This is a genomic window from Amycolatopsis rubida, assembly GCF_900115345.1.
Taxonomy (GTDB): domain Bacteria; phylum Actinomycetota; class Actinomycetes; order Mycobacteriales; family Pseudonocardiaceae; genus Amycolatopsis; species Amycolatopsis rubida.
The window spans coordinates 231,756-248,448 of sequence record NZ_FOWC01000001.1 but is presented as its reverse complement, the minus strand read 5'-3'; the positions used below and the strand labels follow the sequence as shown (position 1 = coordinate 248,448).

Here is a 16,693-nt window from a genome sequence, read left to right as displayed (position 1 = left end):
GCATGGAAATCAACGAGACTCTCTCGCAGTACAGCGACCTGCTGTACACGACGACAGTGGCGATTTACGTGCTGGCGCTGCTGTTCACGCTCTTCGAGCAGGCTTTCGGAGCCAAGGGCCGGCTCGCCGCCGAGCGCAGCCGCCAGCGTGTGCTGGTCGGCGCGGGCGGACCGGACTCCGGCGACGCCGGGATCGAAGACGGCGACGTCCCGGCCGAGCCCGAGGCCCCGCGCGCGATCGGCCGCGCCGAGCGGATCGGCCGGATGGGCGCGGCGCTGCTGGTGCTCGGCGCGCTGCTGCAGCTGTCGGCGATCGTGCTGCGCGGACTCGCGGTGCACCGCGCGCCGTGGGGCAACATGTACGAGTACGGCATGGCGGTCACCTTCATCACCGTCGTCGCCTGGCTCGTGGTGATCAAGAAGTTCCCGGTCCGCCACCTCACCGGCTTCCTGCTGCTGCCCGTCGTGATCCTGATGTTCATCAACGGCACGATGCTGTACACCGTGGCCGCGCCGGTCGTGCCCGCGCTGCAGTCGTACTGGCTCGTGATCCACGTGTCCGCCGCGATCATCGGCTCCGGCGTTTTCCTGGTGCCCGGCGTGGCGAGCGTGCTGTACCTCTTCCGCACCGCGCACGACCGCAACCCGGCCAAGTTCGCCGGTTTCGGCCCGAAGCTGCCCGCCGCCGACGTGCTCGACCGGATCGCCTACCGGGCCACCATCGTGGCGTTCCCGATCTTCACTTTCGGCGTGCTGTGCGGCGCGGTGTGGGCCGAGGCCGCGTGGGGCCGGTTCTGGGGCTGGGACCCGAAGGAGACCGTCGCGTTCATCGCGTGGGTCGTTTACGCGGCATACCTGCACTCCCGCGCCACCGCGGGCTGGCGCGGCACCCGTGCCGCGGTGATCAACATCGTCGGATTCTCGGTGACGATCTTCAACTTGTTCTTCGTCAACCTGGTTACCGCCGGACTGCATTCCTATGCCGGAGTGAGCTGAGCCGGGGGGTCCACCGCCCGGACCGGGCCTCGGGCGACTACCGTCGTCGCCAGGGGCCCTTCGACGTACCCGGGAGGTTGGCAACGGTGACCGGACCCAGTGAAGAGACTGCCGGGGAACAGCAGTCCGAGCAGGCCCAGGAACCGGCTGCCATGTTCTCCGAGGAACGCACCGACTCGACGCCGCACCCCGCGACCGGGCCGTACGACGCGCAGCCGACGCAGGTCGTCGACCCGCCGCCGCAGGGCGCGTACCAGCCACTGCCGCAGCCGGGCGGCTACCAGCCGCATTACGACCAGAACCTGCCGCCGTTGCAGCCGCCCGCGCAGCAGCATCAGCCGCAGCACGCCGCCCCGCCTGGATACCAGCAGCCGCCCGCCGCTCCGGCCGGCACGCCGGTTCCCGCCCCAGGTGCGGTTCCTGTGCCGGGCGCTCCTGCTGGCGGACTCCCGCAGCCGGCGTCCAGCGCGGACGAGCTGGCCACCGCGCACCTGGTGAAACAGCAGAAGCGCACGCCCCAGTCCGGCTGGCGCAAGGCGGTGTACCTGGGCAGCGGCAAGCTGGTCAACCCGGGGGAGAGCCCGGCGGACACGCGTCGACGCGAGTTGATCGCGCGGGTCAACCAGCCGCTGCGCGGGTGCTACAAGATCGCGATGCTGAGCCTCAAGGGGGGCGTCGGCAAGACCACGACCACGACCACGCTCGGCGCGACCTTCGCGTCCCTGCGCGGCGACCGCGTGGTGGCGGTGGACGCGAACCCGGACCGCGGGACGCTGTCGCAGAAGATCGCCATCGAGACCACCGCGACCGTGCGGCATCTGCTGCGCGACGCGGACAAGATCACGCGCTACAGCGACGTCCGGTCGTACACGTCGCAGGGGTCGAGCCGGCTGGAAATCCTGGCCAGCGAACAGGATCCGGCGGTGTCGGAGGCGTTCTCCGAGAACGACTACCGGCGCACGGTGAACCTGCTTGAGCACTTCTACAACATCGTGCTCACCGACTGCGGCACCGGTTTGATGCACTCGGCGATGAAGGGCGTCCTCGACGTCGCGGACTCGCTGGTGGTGGTGTCCTCGGGTTCGGTCGACGGGGCCCGCAGCGCCTCGGCGACGCTGGACTGGCTGGAGGCGCACGGCTACGGCGACCTGGTGAAACGCTCGGTCGTGGTGATCAACTCGGTGCGCCCGAAGGGCAGTTCGGTCGACCTGGACAAGCTGGCCGCGCACTTCGGCGCGAAGGTGCGTTCGGTGTGCCGGATCCCGTTCGACGCGCACTTGGAAGAGGGCGCGGAGATCGAGTTGGAGCGCCTCGGCGGGGACACCCGGTTGGCGCTGCTGGAACTGGCGGCGACCGTGGCTGACGGGTTCGGCGGGCAGGGGTACCGCTGAGCCTCGCCCGCCGCACGAGCTAGCTGTACGTGAGGGGAACCCTGAGGGAATCAGATTCCCTCAGGGTTCCCCTCACGTACAGCTGCTGCGCCCGGCAGGGCCCGCCGGTGAGAGAGGGTCAGGAGTCGGTGTCGTCCGGGCGGCGGTTGCGCTGCTCCTCGGAGAGCTTGCGCAGGAATTCGGGATCGTCGTCGGGAGCGACGGCCGGGCGGCGCTGCGGGACGCTGATCCGCTGTGCGCCGAGTGCCCGCCACAACAGAACGGCGATGGTGATCGCGCCCACCGCTGCGAGCAAAGGAATCATGCCCGGGTCCTTCCGTCGTGCTGGCCCCCCAGGTTAGCTCTGTTTGATGGCCTCGGCTCCGCCGAGGCGCCGAGATCGCCGGGGAGCCGGTTTCTTCCCTCCCGATTCGCCCGGCCTGGGGGCCGGGCGAATCGCTCAGTCCGGAAACCGGCGCGATCTCGGGGGTGGTGGGTCGCGGAGAAACTGCCGGAACGCGGCGAAGGGTCGTGACCGGCAAGCGATGCGGGAGGCACCCCTTGCCAGTCACGACCCTTCGGCGTGTTCGAGACCCGCGGGTCAGATCTTGCGGGTCGGCTCGCTCGCGTCCGTGGTGAGCTCGGCCAGAAGGTCGTTCACCTCGGACTCGCGGAACCTGCGGTGTCCGCCCGGCGTCCGGATCGAGCCGATCCGGCCCGCGGTGGCCCAGCGGGTCACGGTCTTCGGGTCCACCCGGAACAGAGCGGCCACCTCACCCGGGGTGAGCAACCGTCCGCCCATGGTTGCGGTCATTTTCCGCCTCCTTAACGCCCAACTTGCTATACCGGGGGCATCGGGCGGTTTCGCCCGTCGCGCCCGGGTGGCCAACGCGGCAATCGTGGCACTTCACCCGTCGGGTACTCGAACGGTTGTCCTTGGGTAAAGAGCCCTTAAAGTGCAAAAGGGACATAACTCAGCAGATTCTCAGGATCGCCCAGTGCCCGTTCACGGCCCGCTGACCAGGCATTTTCCAACAGGTTGTGCCGAGATCCGGGTAAAGACTGAGCAAAGGCCGAGGCTGGGCGGCGGCCGGCGCCGAGGTTGCTGTGACGCAGGAGACAATCCGGGGCCTACCGGCGATGCGCCTCCCGCACGGGCGCGCCGCATAATGAGCCAGTGGATCAGCTGGACCGGAAGATCATCGCCGAGCTGCGGGCCAACGGCCGGGCTACCTACGCCGACCTCGGCCGGACGGTGGGGCTCTCCGCGTCGTCGGTGCACGAACGCGTCGGGAAGCTTGAGGCGGCGGGCGTGATCACCGGCTACCACGCGATGGTCGACCCGAACACGGTCGGACTCGGCGTCACCGCGCTGGTCGGCATCCATCCCACCGACACCGCCACCGACGAGGACGTCGCCGCTTCGCTCGGCGAACTGCCCGAGGTGGAGAGCTGTTACGCGGTCGCGGGCGACGAGGCCTTCGTCGTGAAGGTGCGGGTTTCGACGGTCGACGAGCTGGAGCTCACCCTCGGCAGGTTGCGCCGCATCCCCGGCGTCGGCCGCACCAATACGACGGTGGTGCTCTCCACCCGGTTCGAGGGCCGCCCCAACAACGCGGGCCTGGACGAGGACCCGGCGAGCGGGGCGTAGCCTGTTTCGGTGTGAGCGAGACACCGGACCACCTTCCCCGTGACCTGACGGTGTACTTGATCGCGCGGTTCGCGCTCGTCGCGGTGGTCGCGGTCGTGCTTTCGCTGGTCGGCGTGCCGCTGCTGGTCTCTTCGCTGATCGGGCTCGTCGTCGGCCTTCCGCTTGGCCTGCTGCTCCTGCGCGGCCTGAACCAGCGCGTGACGGCCGGCCTGGCCAAGCGCAACGAATCCCGCGCGCGTGCACGTGCCCAGCTGCGTTCGCAGCTGCGCGGCGAGACCCCGGCCGACGACTCCGCAGCATGAACAAACCACACGCCCGCGCCTGGGTTCGCGAAGCAGTCCGGATCATCGAGGCCGACGCCAACCGCAGCGCCGACACCCACCTGCACGTTTTCCCGCTGCCCCCGGAATGGGGCATCGACCTTTACCTGAAGGACGAGTCGGTGCATCCGACCGGCTCGCTCAAGCATCGGCTCGCACGCTCGCTGATCCTGTACGGCCTGGTCAACGGGCACATCGGCCCGGACACCGTGCTGGTCGAGGCGTCCAGCGGCTCGACCGCGGTGTCCGAGGCGTACTTCGCGCGAATGCTCGGCCTGCGGTTCGTGACCGTGGTGCCGCGGCGGACGAGCAAGGAAAAGATCGCGCTCATCGAGTTCTACGGCGGCGAATGTCATTACGTCGACGCGGCGCCGGCGATGTACCCCGAGGCCGAGCGGCTGGCCGCCGAGTGCAACGGGCATTACCTCGACCAGTTCACCTACGCCGAGCGCGCGACGGACTGGCGCGGCAACAACAACATCGCCGAATCGGTGTTCGCGCAGATGCGCGCCGAACGCCACCCGGTGCCGTCGTGGATCGTCGTCGGCGCGGGCACCGGCGGGACGAGCGCGACGTTCGGCCGCTACGTCCGGTACAAGCGGCACACCACGAAGATCTGCGTGGTGGACCCGGAAAACTCGTCGTTCTACGGCGCGTGGGAAACCGGTGCGCCGGACTACGCGACCGGGATGCCGTCGCGGATCGAAGGCATCGGACGACCGCGCTGCGAACCGTCCTTCGTGCCCGGCGTGATCGACGAGATGTTCCAGGTGCCCGACGCCGGTTCCCTGGCGGCGATCCGCTTGCTGCGGGAGCGCACCGGGCACTGGGCGGGCGGCTCGACCGGAACCAACCTGTACGGCGCGTTCCAGCTGATCTCGCGGATGCTGGCGGAAGGCCAGGCGGGTTCGGTGGTGACGCTGCTGTGCGACGGCGGCGAGCGGTACGCGAACACGTACTACTCGGATGAATGGCTCGGCGAGCACGGGATCGACCTGGCACCGTATCGGGCGCGGTTCGACGAGTTCCTGCTCACTGGCCGATTCGACGCCTGACGTCCTGGTAGCCCAGCGTCAGCACGACGATCAACCGGCGCAACCGGTCCTCGAAGTCGAGGCGGGAGCCGGCCAGGCGGGGGTCCTTGACGGCTTCTTGGACGGCTTCGTTCGGGTGCGCCAGCGGCCACATTCCCGCGGTGAGCATGAAGATCGCGGACGACAGTTCTTGCGCGGTCTCCGCGGAAAGCGCTGGCAGCGCGGCGTGCAGCAGGTCGGCGGTACGGGCGTTGTGCTTCGCCGACCGCAGCTTGTAATCCCGCGCGATCTCCGTCGAGACGTTGCGCTCCAGCACGTTCGCCAGCACGCTGATCAGTTCGCACAGCACCGGTCGCGTCGCGAGTGAACGGGCGAGGGTCGCGGCGACCTCCGACAGGTCGCCGTCGAGGGTGAGCGAGTCGAGCCACGCGCCGCGAGCGCGGTCGAGCACCTCCAGGTAGACGGCCTCCCGCGTGGGGAAGTAGCGCGCGACGTTCGACGCCGACAGGCCTACCCGGCGGGCCAGCTCGCGCATGCTGACTTCGCCGACGGACGACTCTGTCATCAGCTCTTCGGCCGCGTCGAGGATCGCCTCGCGGCGGGCTTCCACCTGCTCGGGGCTGCGGGCGCGCTGGAACTCGGGCACGCTTCGAAGTGTAACAGAACACTGCTCTCTTGATAAAAGATCGGTGTCCTGTTAACTTTGGGAACAAGAGAGCAGTGTTCCGTTAACCTCGGCAGGAGATCCCGATGCGCACTTACGACCAGCTCTTCCTCGGCGGCCGCTGGACCGGGCCGGCGACGACCGACACCTTCGAAATCCGTTCGCCGCACGACCGTGCGCTGGTGGGGACCGCGCCGAAAGCTTCGAAGGCCGACGTCGACCGTGCGGTGGCGGCGGCTCGCCGGGCACTCGAACCGTGGGTGAGAACGCCGTTAGCCGAGCGTCTGCGCCTGGTCGAGCGGTTCAACGACCTGCACGCCGCTCGGGCCGACGAGATCGCCGAGCTGATCACCGCGGAGAACGGGTCGCCGAGCTGGTTCACCGGCTGGACTCAGCACAACCTCCCGGAGCGCACGGCCGCGTGGCTCAAGACCGCGCGCGAGTTCGCCTGGGAGGAGACGCTGATCGACGAGGCAGGCAACCGGACGATCGTGCGCGCCGCGCCGGTCGGCGTGGTGGCGGCGGTGATCCCGTGGAACTCGCCGCACTCGGCCGCGCTGGTGAAGCTGATTCCGGCTCTGCTGGCGGGTAACCCGGTGCTGCTGAAGGCGGCGCCGGAAACCCCGCTCGACGCGATGGTGCTGGCGGAGATCTTCGCGGAGGCCGGATTCCCCGAGGGTGTGGTGAGCGTGTTCGCGGCCGACCGCGACGTGAGCGAGTACCTGGTGACGCACCCCGGCGTCGACAAGATCTCGTTCACCGGCTCGACGGCGGCCGGACGGCGGATCGCGTCGCTCGCGGGAGAGCAGTTCAAGCGCGTCGGGCTGGAACTCGGCGGAAAGTCCGCGGCGATCGTGCTCGCGGACGCGGACCCGAAGACCGTGGCCGAGGGGATCCAGAGCGCGACGTTCGCCAACAACGGCGAGATGTGCGTGGCCCACACGCGGATCTTCGCGGCACGCGAGCGGTACGCCGAGGTCGTGGCCGCGCTGGCGGAAATGGCCGACGGGCTCGTGGTCGGCGACCCGGCGAAGCCGGACACGTTCGTCGGGCCGATCGTGCGCCGCGACCAGTACGAGCGGGTGTTGTCGTACCTGCGGCTAGGCGTCGAAGAGGGTGCGCGGATCGCGGCGGGCGGTACCGCGCCGCTCGCGAATCCTGAGCTGGCGGACGGGTTTTACGTGCGTCCGACGGTATTCGCCGACGTCGCGAACGACATGCGGATCGCGCGTGAGGAGATCTTCGGGCCGGTGCTCGTGGTCATCCCGTTCGACACCGAGGACGAGGCGATCCGGCTCGCGAACGACTCCGGCTACGGCTTGAGCGGCGGCGTGTGGACGGCCGACGCGGAGCACGGCGTCGAGATCGCGCGCGCCGTGCGGACAGGCACGTTCCACGTCAACGGCGCGCCGCGGCACGGGAACGCTCCGTTCGGCGGGTTCAAGGCGAGCGGAGTCGGCCGTGAGTACGGCTCGCACGGGCTGGCGGAGTTCGTGGAGTGGCAGGCGATCGCGGCGGGTCGCTAGAGCGCCAGAGCGACCGCGCTCAGCACCGCCCAGGCCAGCATCGCCATGCCGGTGTCGCGCAGGGCCGGGATCAACTCCCGGCCCTTGCCGCCACCGCCGACGGCCATGATCGGCTTCAGCAGCAGCGGCGCGGTCACGAAGGTGATGAACAGCAGCGGGTGCCAGATCCCCATCAGCACGGTGAGCGCGTAGGGAACTGTCACCAGAGTCAGGTAGAGCTTTCGGGTGCCGCCGTCGCCCATGCGGGTCGCGAGGGTGTGCTTGCCGGACTCGATGTCGGTGGGGATGTCACGCAGGTTGTTCGCGACCAGCACCGCCATCGAGAACGAGCCGACCGCCACCGCGCAGCCCAGTGCGTCCCAGCTGACCCGGCCGGCCTGGACGTAAACCGTGCCGAGGACGCCGGCCAGGCCGAAGAACACGAAGACCGCGATCTCGCCCAGACCGTAGTAGCCGTAAGGCTTTTTGCCGCCGGTGTAGAACCACGCGCCGAGGATGCACAGCGCGCCCATCGCGAGCAGCCACCAGTGTCCGCTCAACGCGACGAGCGCCAGGCCCAGCACGCCGGCGAGGCCCAGGGACGTCAAAGCGGCACGCAGCACGGCCTTCGGGTTCGCCGCGCCGGAGCCGACGAGACGCAGCGGGCCGACGCGGTGTTCGTCGGTGCCGCGGATACCGTCGGAGTAGTCGTTGGCGAAGTTCACGCCGATGATCAGCGACAGCGCGACCAGCAAGGCGAGCAGCGAACGCCACCAGGAGAACGCGTCGAGCGCGATCGCCGCTCCGACGCCCGCCACGACCGGCGCGATCGCGTTCGGCAGCGTCCTCGGCCGAGCGCCTTCGATCCACTCACTGACTGTCGCCATGGGGTCCATTCAACGCCATGCGATCTTCACCCGTTCGGTGCCCGGCCACAAGCCGTGCGGGGACCTGATTCCGTCCGGGTGCCCCGCACGGACGAACCGGGGTTGCGCTGCAAGGCGGTCGATCCGGGGCCCAGGTGCGGGGCGTGGCGGTCAGCGTGCCCGGAGGGCGGCGGCCACTGCCTGCCGGTCGGTCTTTCCCGGGCCGCGCAACGGGAGCGCGTCGGCGAACTCGATGCGTTTCGGCGTCGCGGCAGCACCCAGCTCAGCCCGGACCGCGGCCCGCAGCACGGCCTCGTCCGTCGAAGCCACCACCATCGCGACCACCGCCTCGCCCCACTGCGGATCGGGAATGCCGACGACACAGGCGTCCCGCACCCCGGGCTGCGCGCCGAGCAGGCGTTCGATCGCGGCAGCCGACACCTTGACCCCGCCGGTGTTGATGACGTCGTCCGCCCGTCCGAGCACCTCGACCCGGCCGTCGGGCAGCAGGCGGCCGCGGTCGGAGGTGCGAAAAGAGCCGTTTCGGAACGACTCCGCGGTCAGTTCCGGGGAGAGGCGGTAGCCGTGCGACAGCACCGGGCCGGAGATCCACAGCCGTTCATCGGCGTCGGGCTCCACGCGGACGCCGTCGAGCGGGACGCCGTCGTAGACGCAGCCGCTGGCGGTCTCGCTCATGCCGTACGAGGGGACGATCCGCACGCCTTCCTCGGCCGCTTGCGCGCGCAGCTTCGGCGACGTAGCAGCGGCGCCCAGGATGATGCCGTCGAAGGCCCTCGCGGCAGCCAGGCCCGTGCCGCCGTCGTCGAGGAGCCGGACTAGCTGGGTCGGCACGAGCGCGGTGTAGCGCGGGCCGTTCTCCGCCAGCACGGGCGCGGCCGCGGCGGCGAACTCGTCCGGGCGGAAGCCGGTGCCGGTCAGGAACGCAGGTTTCGTGCCTGCCAGCCGTGCTCGGATCAGGACTTGCAGGCCGCCGATGTAGTGCGCGGGCGTGGCGAGCAGCCAGTGTCCGGGGCCACCGAGCCGGGCGTGCGTGGCCGTCGCGGACGCGACGAGTGCGCGCGGCGACAGCAGCACTCCCTTCGGCGCTCCGGTGGACCCGGAGGTGGCGATCACCACGGCGGTGTCCGGCTCGACCGGCTGCTCCGGGGCCATCGCTTCGAGCAGCGCGGGGGCCGACGGGTCGGCGGAGTTCAGGGGGAGGACCGCGGGGCCGCCATCGAGGGCGGCGGCGAGGGCGACGTCCAAGGCGGTGAGGGCGGCGGCGGTGCCGTCTAGCCAGGAGGGGTGCACTAGGGAGCCTCAGCGGGGGTTGTCGCTCACGGGGTCAGTAGTAGTACGGGTAGCCGGACCAGTCCGGGTCGCGCTTCTCCAGGAACGCGTCGCGGCCTTCGACCGCCTCGTCCTGCATATACGCCAGCCGGGTCGTCTCACCGGCGAACAGCTGCTGCCCGACCATCCCGTCGTCGATCGCGTTGAAGGCGTACTTCAGCATCCGCTGCGCGGTCGGCGACTTACCGATGATCGTCCAGCCCCAGTCGAGCGCGACCCGCTCCAGGTCGGCGTGCGGCACGACCTCGTTGACCGCGCCCATCCGGTGCATTTGCTCGGCGGTGTAGTCGCGGCCGAGGAAGAAGATCTCGCGTGCGAATTTCTGCCCGACCTGCCGGGCGAGGCCCGCCGAACCGTAGCCGGCGTCGAACGAGCCGACGTCGGCGTCGGTCTGCTTGAACCGCGCGTGCTCGGCCGAGGCGAGGGTGAGATCGCACACGACGTGCAGCGAATGCCCGCCGCCCGCCGCCCAGCCGGGCACCACGGCGACCACGGGTTTCGGCATGAAACGGATCAACCGCTGGACTTCGAGGATGTGCAGCCGGCCCGCCCGCGCCGGGTCGACCGTGTCCGAGGTCTCCCCGCTCGCGTACTGATACCCGGAGCGTCCGCGAATACGCTGGTCACCGCCGGAGCAGAACGCCCAGCCGCCGTCCTTGGCCGACGGGCCGTTGCCGGTGAGCAGGACGCACCCGACGTCCGAGCTCATCCGGGCGTGGTCGAGCGCCCGGTAGAGCTCGTCGACGGTGTGCGGGCGGAAGGCGTTGCGGACCTCCGGACGGTTGAAAGCGATCCGGACCACCCGTTTGCCGGAGCGGGCATCTCGCGAACGGTGGTAGGTGATGTCGGTGAAGGAGAACCCTTCGACCTCGGACCAGGCGGCGGGGTCGAACAGCTCGGAAACTCGGGCGTCATCCACGTTTGGGAGAATAGGACCTGTGGACATGATCGCTGTGCCTGATGCCGCCTCTGGACGAGAGCGCGCTCAAGCGGGGGTCTGCCGGTGAACCCCTCCACCGCGCAGGCCAGGGTCATCGTCGACGAACTCGTCCGCAACACCGTGTCGCACGTGGTGTTGTGTCCAGGATCTCGCAACGCGCCGCTGTCCATCGCGCTCTACGACGCCGCCGCGTCGGGACGGCTGAAGCTGCACGTCCGCATCGACGAGCGCGGCGCGGCGTTCCTCGCGCTCGGCATCGCGGCGCGCACCGGCCGTCCGGCGGCGGTGGTCTGCACCTCCGGCACCGCGGCGGCGAACTTCCACCCGGCCGTGCTGGAGGCCGACCGGGCGGGCGTGCCGCTGATCGTGCTCACCGCCGACCGTCCGCCGGAGCTGCGTTCGGCCGGCGCGAGCCAGGTGATCAACCAGTACGAGCTGTACGGCGACGCGGTCCGCTACTTCGACGAGCTGGCTGTCGCCGAGCGCCGGGCCGGGCAGAACTCCTACTGGCGCAGCCAGATCTGCCGCGCGTGGAACGCCGCGTACGGCGAATGGCGCTGCGGGCCGGTGCACCTGAACATCCCGTTCCGCGAACCGCTGGTGCCGGATCTCGACGATCACGGCGAGTGGTACGAATCGCTCGAAGGCCGCCCGGACGGTGAACGCTGGACCGAGCTGCCGGACTTCGGCGCGCTGCCCTCGTTCGTGGTGCCCTCGGCGCGGCACGGCCTGGTGATCGCGTGCGACACCGGCGCGCAGGCGGCCAGCGAATGGGCCGAACAGCACGGCTGGCCGGTGGTTTCGGAGACCGGCGGGCTCGGCTTGTCCGGCGCGACCGCGATGTCGTCCGGTGCCTGGCTGCTGGGCGTTGAGGAATTCATCTCGCGGCACCGTCCCGAGCAGGTGCTGTGTCTCGGCCGTCCGACGGTGTTCCGGCAGGTCCAGAAGGTGCTGTCGGACCCGGAGGTCGAGGTGCTGCTGGTGCGTCCGGATTCGGACTGGCCCGCGCCGGCGCACAACGTCCGTCAGGTCGGGCAGTGGTTTGCCGAACCGACGAAGCCCGCGGACCCGGAGTGGCTGGCGAGCTGGCAGCGCGCGGACGCTGCGGCCAGCCAAGCGGTCGCGACGGCGCTGGCCGCCGAGCCGTGGCCGAGCGGCGTCCGGGTGGCGACAGAGCTGGTCGACGCGTTGCCGGACGGCGCGCTGCTGGTGGTCGGTTCCTCGAACCCGACGCGTGACGTCGCGCTGGCCGGACGGCTGCGTCCGGACGTCCTGGTGCACCGCAACCGCGGCGTCGCCGGGATCGACGGCACGGTCTCGACGGCCATCGGCGCGGCCACCGTGCACCGCGCGCCGTCGTACGCGCTGCTCGGCGACCTGACGTTCCTGCACGACGCGTCCGGCCTGCTCACCGGGCCCGCGGAGCAGTTGCCGGACCTGACGATCGTGGTGCTGAACGACGATGGCGGCGGCATTTTCTCGCTGCTGGAGCAGGGCGCGCCGGAACACTCGGCGAGCTTCGAGCGCGTCTTCGGCACCCCGCACGGCGCGGATTTGGGTGCGCTTTGCGCGGGCTACCGGGTACCGCACGTGGTGGCCGAGACGGTCGAAGAGTTCCGTGCCGCGTTGCAGCCCGCGCCGGGCCTGCGGGTCGTCGAGGTCCGGGTCGACCGGGCACAGCACCGGAATCTCCACGCGCGGCTGAAGTCCGCGGTCGCCGAAGCGGTGGGGACGGTTTAACCGGCGGGGGCCGGTGAAAAACGGGGGATTTCGTGAACGAGGCGGACCTGCGCCCGCGAGGCCGGTGGGCCTGGTTCAGCGCGGCAGTGGCGGCGCTGGCGCTGATCGGGCTGGTGTGCTCGTACTTCTCGTCGTTTCTGGTGATGGCCAGCGACACCTGCTTCGCCGGGGACAGCCGGGCGATCTGCAGCGCGGCCGGGCAACAGGCGGTCGCTTCGCTGCCGTGGGTCGGCTGGTTCGCGGCGATCGCCGGGTCGTTCGCGATGGCCGGACTGGCCGTGCGGCGCGGCTGGGGACCGTGGCCGGGGCTGTACGCGGGCCCGATCCTGTACGGCATCCCGATCGCCATCGCGTGGTGGATCGCCGAATCCGGGTGATCTTCCCAGTGGGTAAGAACCCGTCGTTCGGACGTACCTGTGGGGTGCGCACGTGGATACGTTCGGTCGCATTGGCCACCTTGGAGGAACCATGCGATCGAGAACTCGGGCCGGAATCGGGGCGGTTGCGGCTGGAGTCGCGACGGTGCTGCTGGCAGGCACCGCTTCGGCAGTGCCGGCACCGGGCGCGCCCGGCGTCGGCGACCCGTACTACCCGAACGCCGGCAACGGCGGCACCGACGTGCAGCACTACGACATCCGCGTGAGCTACCAGCCGGAAACCGACGTCCTGTCGGGCACCACGACGCTGCTGCTCACCGCGACCCAGGACCTGTCGCGCTTCGACCTTGACTTCGCGCTCAAGGCGTCGAAGGTGCTGGTGAACAACCGGCCCGCGCAGTTCACCAACCAGAACGGCGACGGCGAGCTGGTGATCACCCCGGCGCAGCCGCTGCTCAAGGGCCAGTCCGCGACGGTCGTCGTGAGCTACTCCGACAGCCCGTCGACGGAGAAGGCCGGCGGACTGAACACCTGGAAGAAGGGTGCTTTCGGGGCGCTCGGCGTCGACGAGCCGCAGAGCGCGCAGTGGTGGTTCCCCTCCAACGACCACCCCACCGACAAAGCGACCTACGACGTGTCGATCGAGGCCCCGGACGGTCTCTCCGCGATCACGAACGGCACGCTCGTGAAGAAGACCAAACAGCGGGCCGGCTGGACGCGGTGGAACTGGCGCAGCACCAAACCGCAGGCGACCTACCTGACGTCGTTCATCGTCGGCAAGTACGACGTGGTCCAGTCCACCACCCCGGACGGCAAGCCGTTCATCACCGCCTACGGTGCCGATCTCGGCGATTCGCTCGACGCGGCCAAGGCGAGCGTGGAGCGGACGCCGGAGGTCGACGAGTTCCTGGCGTCGCAGTTCGGGCCGTATCCGTTCGAGGCCGAGGGCGGCGTCGTGACCAGCGGGATCACCTTCTCACTGGAAAACCAGACCCGGCCGACCTACGGCGCGCGCAACTTCGCCGCCGGCTCCAACACCACGCTGATCGCGCATGAGAACGCGCACCAGTGGTTCGGCGACAACGTTTCGCTCGGCAAGTGGAGCGACATCTGGCTGAACGAGGGCTTCGCCTCCTACGCCGAGTACCTGTGGTCCGAGCACCAGGGCGAGGGCACGACCGCGGAACTCGCGCAGTACGCGTACGACTCCTACGCCGCCGACGACCCGTTCTGGCAGGTCCTGCCGGGCGACCCGGGCGAGCCGAAGCAGTTCGACCGCGCGGTGTACGACCGGGGCGCGATGGCCGTGCAGGCGTTGCGCAAGACGGTCGGTGATGACGCGTTCTTCTCGATCCTGCGGCAGTGGCAGGTCGCGAAGGCAGGCAAGGCGGCGGTGATCCCGGACTTCATCGCGCTCGCGGAGAAGGTGTCGGGCAAGCCGTTGCAGGAGCTGTTCCAGACCTGGCTGTACACCAAGGGGAAGCCCGCCGTCGGTCCTAACGGGACGGTCGCGGCGGCGAGGACGTTCGCCGCGCACGCGAAGCCGAAGGCGTGGGACCAGATCCAGGCGAACCATCGCGCGCTGGCGGAGGCAGGCCAGCACTGAAATTCGCTTGCCGGGCCGCGGGATCCTGGAGAGTTCCGCTCTTGCTAAGGAGGATCCGGTGGCCCGGCGAGCGATGAAGGTGCGGGCGCAGCTCCGCCATGCTCGGCTCGACGGCCGGGAATGGCGGGTGCTGCGCCCTGATCCTGTTCTGGACACCGCGCTGTTGTTCGAATGCGAGTGGCACACGGAGATGTACGTCGATCGCCGGGCGGCGTACCAGATCGGAGTGCTGTCGCTGCTGGCCGCGCGATCGCGGCACACGATCATCCACCTCCCGCTGCGCGCTGGCCGGATCCCGGCCGAACCGGAGCGCACCGGTCGTCCGCTGGATCTGGTGCTGAGCCACCACACCGCGCAGTTGCGCGTTTCGCGGTGGCCGCGGATCAGGGCCGCGCTCGGCCCCGCCCGGCCGCATACGGTGCGGATCCCGGCTGAGCGACGTCCGGTGGAGCGGCCGTACTGGCGAACCCGGGACCGGCTGTACGACCGGATTCACGCCGACACGATGTTCCTGACCGGCAGTGCACCGGTTTTCCGGCACGCGGCCGAGTATTTCTTCGACCTCGCGTTCCGCGCGCCGGGTTCGGCTCCTGGAGAGGAATCACCGCACCACGCGTGCGCCGAGGTCGATCTGACGTGCGGAGTGCTGGTGAACGCGGACAACCTGCACATGCTGTACCGGGCGCACTGGCTGCCGAGTGCCGAGCCGGTCGGCGCACCCGACTAAACTCTCGGTGTGGCAGCCAGGAGCGTGAAGGCACGGCGGATCGCGTGGTTCGCCGTGTTGGGCGTAGCTGTGCTGCTCACCGTGATGTGCGTGAGCCTGGTTTTCGCCGCGTTCCGCAACGACAGCGCGATCGAATCACACCTGGGCACGGCGAACGCGACGGTCGAGTCGGTGGCCTTCGACCGCACGATCATCCAGTACCAGACGCCGGACGGCATCGTGCACAGCCCGGCGACCGGGGTGCTGTACCCGTCGGGCCTCGCCGCCGGTCAGCTGGTGGCGATCGAGTACGACGCGACCAACCCGGACCTGACCCGGGTCGCCGGCCGGACCGCGACGTTGACGCTGCTGCCAGTGGGCATGACGGTGCTGATCACGTGGCTGGTCGCGGGCCCGCTGCTGTGGTGGCTGCGCAGGCTGATCAAGCGGGACCGGTCCGCGGCGGAGCCTGCGAAGGCGGGACGCTCGTGAGCGTTTGTCCCGGTCAGAATCGGCATCAGCACTCACGGCCCCCTACGTGCCGACGGTTTCCTGCCACCAGCCAAGCACCTCGTCCGCGACCCCCGGCGCGGCGACCAGCAGTCCGTCCGTAGGCAAAGCGGCGTCCTCGCCGTGCTTGTCCAGCACCACCGCACCTGCTTCGATCGCCATCGCGACCGACCCCGCGACGTCCCATTCGTGGTAGCTGTGCAACACCGCCGCGGCCGCGTGCCCGAGCGCGACCTGGGCGATCGACAGCGCGGCTGACCCCAGCACCCGCACTCCCGCGTGCGCGGCCGCCGCTCGTTCGATGAACTCGCCCATTCCCGGCCACGGTCCCTTGCGCGCCAGTTCGGTGCAGACGATCGACCCGGCGGTACCCGCGCGGTCGACCAGCTTCAGCGGTTTCCCGTTCGCGCGGGCTCCCCGTCCGCGGGCAGCGGCGTAGATCTGCGCCCGGTACGGGTCAGCGACCACACCCACCACGGGGCCGCTCGCGTCGACCAGGGCGAGGCTGTAGGCGCACCAAGGCACTCCGGCGACGTAGTTCGCGGTGCCGTCCACGGAATCGACCACCCAGCGGTACTCCGCGACGTCCGCGCCGTGGTCGGCGCCGAATTCGTGGCCTACCACCGGGATCCCGGGGAACTCCGCGGTCAGCACACGGCGGGTGTGCCGTTCCAGGATCCGATCGGTGTCGGTGACCCAGTCGAACGGCGAATCCAGCGTCGCCGGGTGCGCGCCGCGGCCGGCGGTCGCGGTGATCACGTCGGTGGCGTCGTTCGCCAGCCGCCCCGCGACCTCGAGCGCTCGGGAGAGCAGCCCGGGTTCCACGGGCCGCGACGGCCTGGAGGACAAGAGGGTCATGCCTGCTTAGTCTGGGCGTTGCTGGTGTCCGGGACGCGACCGGCAGATGACATGTCGTGGCGAATTCTTCGACGGTCGGCGCCCGAGCGCGGACGCTGCGGAGTGTTTCGCCACCGTTGGCCGGTCGGTTACGCGGGATTGGCCCGCCCTGCCTGCGGTTTTGCGACAGTGACGCGGTGCGAGTCGCCATAGTCACCGAAA

Annotated in this window: 18 protein-coding genes; 11 read left to right on the top strand and 7 right to left on the bottom strand. The window is 69.9% G+C overall.

Annotation, left to right across the window (positions count from 1 at the left end):
• The first annotated feature begins 2 nt into the window (after positions 1-2).
• Positions 3-995, top strand: a complete 993-nt coding sequence (gene ccsB / locus BM362_RS01225; RefSeq protein WP_093571928.1) for a c-type cytochrome biogenesis protein CcsB — start codon at positions 3-5, stop codon at positions 993-995.
• Between the two features lie 86 nt (positions 996-1,081).
• Positions 1,082-2,386 (top strand): MinD/ParA family ATP-binding protein, encoded by a 1,305-nt coding sequence (locus tag BM362_RS01220; RefSeq protein WP_093571927.1) that lies wholly within the window; start codon positions 1,082-1,084, stop codon positions 2,384-2,386.
• Positions 2,387-2,504: 118 nt separating this feature from the next.
• Here BM362_RS01220 and BM362_RS01215 read toward each other — a convergent pair whose 3' ends face one another.
• Both BM362_RS01215 and BM362_RS01210 read right to left on the bottom strand, forming a co-directional pair.
• Complete coding sequence (locus BM362_RS01215; protein ID WP_067590115.1) at positions 2,505-2,690, bottom strand: hypothetical protein; 186 nt, start codon at positions 2,688-2,690, stop codon at positions 2,505-2,507.
• A gap of 276 nt (positions 2,691-2,966) precedes the next feature.
• Entirely contained in the window at positions 2,967-3,179 is a 213-nt protein-coding gene (locus BM362_RS01210; RefSeq protein WP_009072010.1) for a BldC family transcriptional regulator, read from the bottom strand.
• 363 nt (positions 3,180-3,542) lie between these two features.
• On the opposite strand from BM362_RS01210, the gene BM362_RS01205 reads away from it, so the two are divergent.
• The 3 genes from BM362_RS01205 to cds1 are packed head-to-tail and all read left to right on the top strand — an operon-like array spanning position 3,543 to position 5,391.
• On the top strand, positions 3,543-4,016 hold the full coding sequence (locus tag BM362_RS01205; protein ID WP_009072012.1) for an Lrp/AsnC family transcriptional regulator: 474 nt from the start codon (positions 3,543-3,545) through the stop codon (positions 4,014-4,016).
• 11 nt (positions 4,017-4,027) lie between these two features.
• The gene (locus tag BM362_RS01200) at positions 4,028-4,318 is read left to right on the top strand and encodes a DUF4229 domain-containing protein (RefSeq protein WP_067590118.1); all 291 of its coding nucleotides are present in this window, start codon (positions 4,028-4,030) and stop codon (positions 4,316-4,318) included.
• Positions 4,315-5,391: an L-cysteine desulfhydrase Cds1 gene (gene cds1 / locus BM362_RS01195; protein WP_067590121.1), complete on the top strand. Its 1,077-nt coding sequence runs from the start codon at positions 4,315-4,317 to the stop codon at positions 5,389-5,391. The genes BM362_RS01200 and cds1 overlap by 4 nt, the downstream gene beginning before the upstream one ends.
• Here the strand turns inward: cds1 and BM362_RS01190 are convergent.
• Positions 5,369-6,016, bottom strand: coding sequence for a TetR family transcriptional regulator (locus BM362_RS01190; RefSeq protein ID WP_067590124.1), 648 nt, complete (start codon positions 6,014-6,016; stop codon positions 5,369-5,371). The two genes, cds1 and BM362_RS01190, sit on opposite strands and share 23 nt — an antisense overlap.
• Positions 6,017-6,120: 104 nt before the next feature.
• Between BM362_RS01190 and BM362_RS01185 the strand changes: the two genes are divergently transcribed.
• Positions 6,121-7,560, top strand: coding sequence for an aldehyde dehydrogenase family protein (locus BM362_RS01185; RefSeq protein ID WP_093571926.1), 1,440 nt, complete (start codon positions 6,121-6,123; stop codon positions 7,558-7,560).
• On the opposite strand, the gene BM362_RS01180 is transcribed toward BM362_RS01185, so the two are convergent.
• From BM362_RS01180 to BM362_RS01170, 3 genes are all read right to left on the bottom strand, one after another.
• Positions 7,557-8,426, bottom strand: a complete 870-nt coding sequence (locus BM362_RS01180) for a 1,4-dihydroxy-2-naphthoate polyprenyltransferase (protein WP_067590132.1) — start codon at positions 8,424-8,426, stop codon at positions 7,557-7,559. The two genes, BM362_RS01185 and BM362_RS01180, sit on opposite strands and share 4 nt — an antisense overlap.
• Positions 8,427-8,576: 150 nt before the next feature.
• Positions 8,577-9,716 carry an o-succinylbenzoate--CoA ligase gene (gene menE, locus BM362_RS01175; protein WP_093571925.1) on the bottom strand — a complete coding sequence of 380 codons (1,140 nt, stop codon included), beginning with the start codon at positions 9,714-9,716 and terminating at the stop codon, positions 8,577-8,579.
• Between the two features lie 34 nt (positions 9,717-9,750).
• Entirely contained in the window at positions 9,751-10,674 is a 924-nt protein-coding gene (locus tag BM362_RS01170; protein ID WP_067590134.1) for a 1,4-dihydroxy-2-naphthoyl-CoA synthase, read from the bottom strand.
• 84 nt (positions 10,675-10,758) lie between these two features.
• On the opposite strand from BM362_RS01170, the gene menD reads away from it, so the two are divergent.
• From menD to BM362_RS01145, 5 genes are all read left to right on the top strand, one after another.
• Positions 10,759-12,435 (top strand): 2-succinyl-5-enolpyruvyl-6-hydroxy-3-cyclohexene-1-carboxylic-acid synthase, encoded by a 1,677-nt coding sequence (menD, locus tag BM362_RS01165; protein WP_067590139.1) that lies wholly within the window; start codon positions 10,759-10,761, stop codon positions 12,433-12,435.
• A 32-nt stretch (positions 12,436-12,467) separates the two neighbouring features.
• On the top strand, positions 12,468-12,812 hold the full coding sequence (locus BM362_RS01160) for a hypothetical protein (RefSeq protein WP_093571923.1): 345 nt from the start codon (positions 12,468-12,470) through the stop codon (positions 12,810-12,812).
• 91 nt (positions 12,813-12,903) lie between these two features.
• A complete protein-coding gene (locus BM362_RS01155) occupies positions 12,904-14,418 on the top strand; it encodes a M1 family metallopeptidase (RefSeq protein ID WP_067590145.1) in 1,515 nt (504 codons plus the stop codon).
• Positions 14,419-14,476: 58 nt separating this feature from the next.
• Positions 14,477-15,145: a hypothetical protein gene (locus tag BM362_RS01150; protein ID WP_143132348.1), complete on the top strand. Its 669-nt coding sequence runs from the start codon at positions 14,477-14,479 to the stop codon at positions 15,143-15,145.
• Between the two features lie 9 nt (positions 15,146-15,154).
• Positions 15,155-15,616 carry a DUF3592 domain-containing protein gene (locus BM362_RS01145; protein WP_067590148.1) on the top strand — a complete coding sequence of 154 codons (462 nt, stop codon included), beginning with the start codon at positions 15,155-15,157 and terminating at the stop codon, positions 15,614-15,616.
• 42 nt (positions 15,617-15,658) lie between these two features.
• On the opposite strand, the gene BM362_RS01140 is transcribed toward BM362_RS01145, so the two are convergent.
• Complete coding sequence (locus tag BM362_RS01140) at positions 15,659-16,492, bottom strand: inositol monophosphatase family protein (RefSeq protein WP_093571922.1); 834 nt, start codon at positions 16,490-16,492, stop codon at positions 15,659-15,661.
• Positions 16,493-16,693 lie beyond the last annotated feature (201 nt).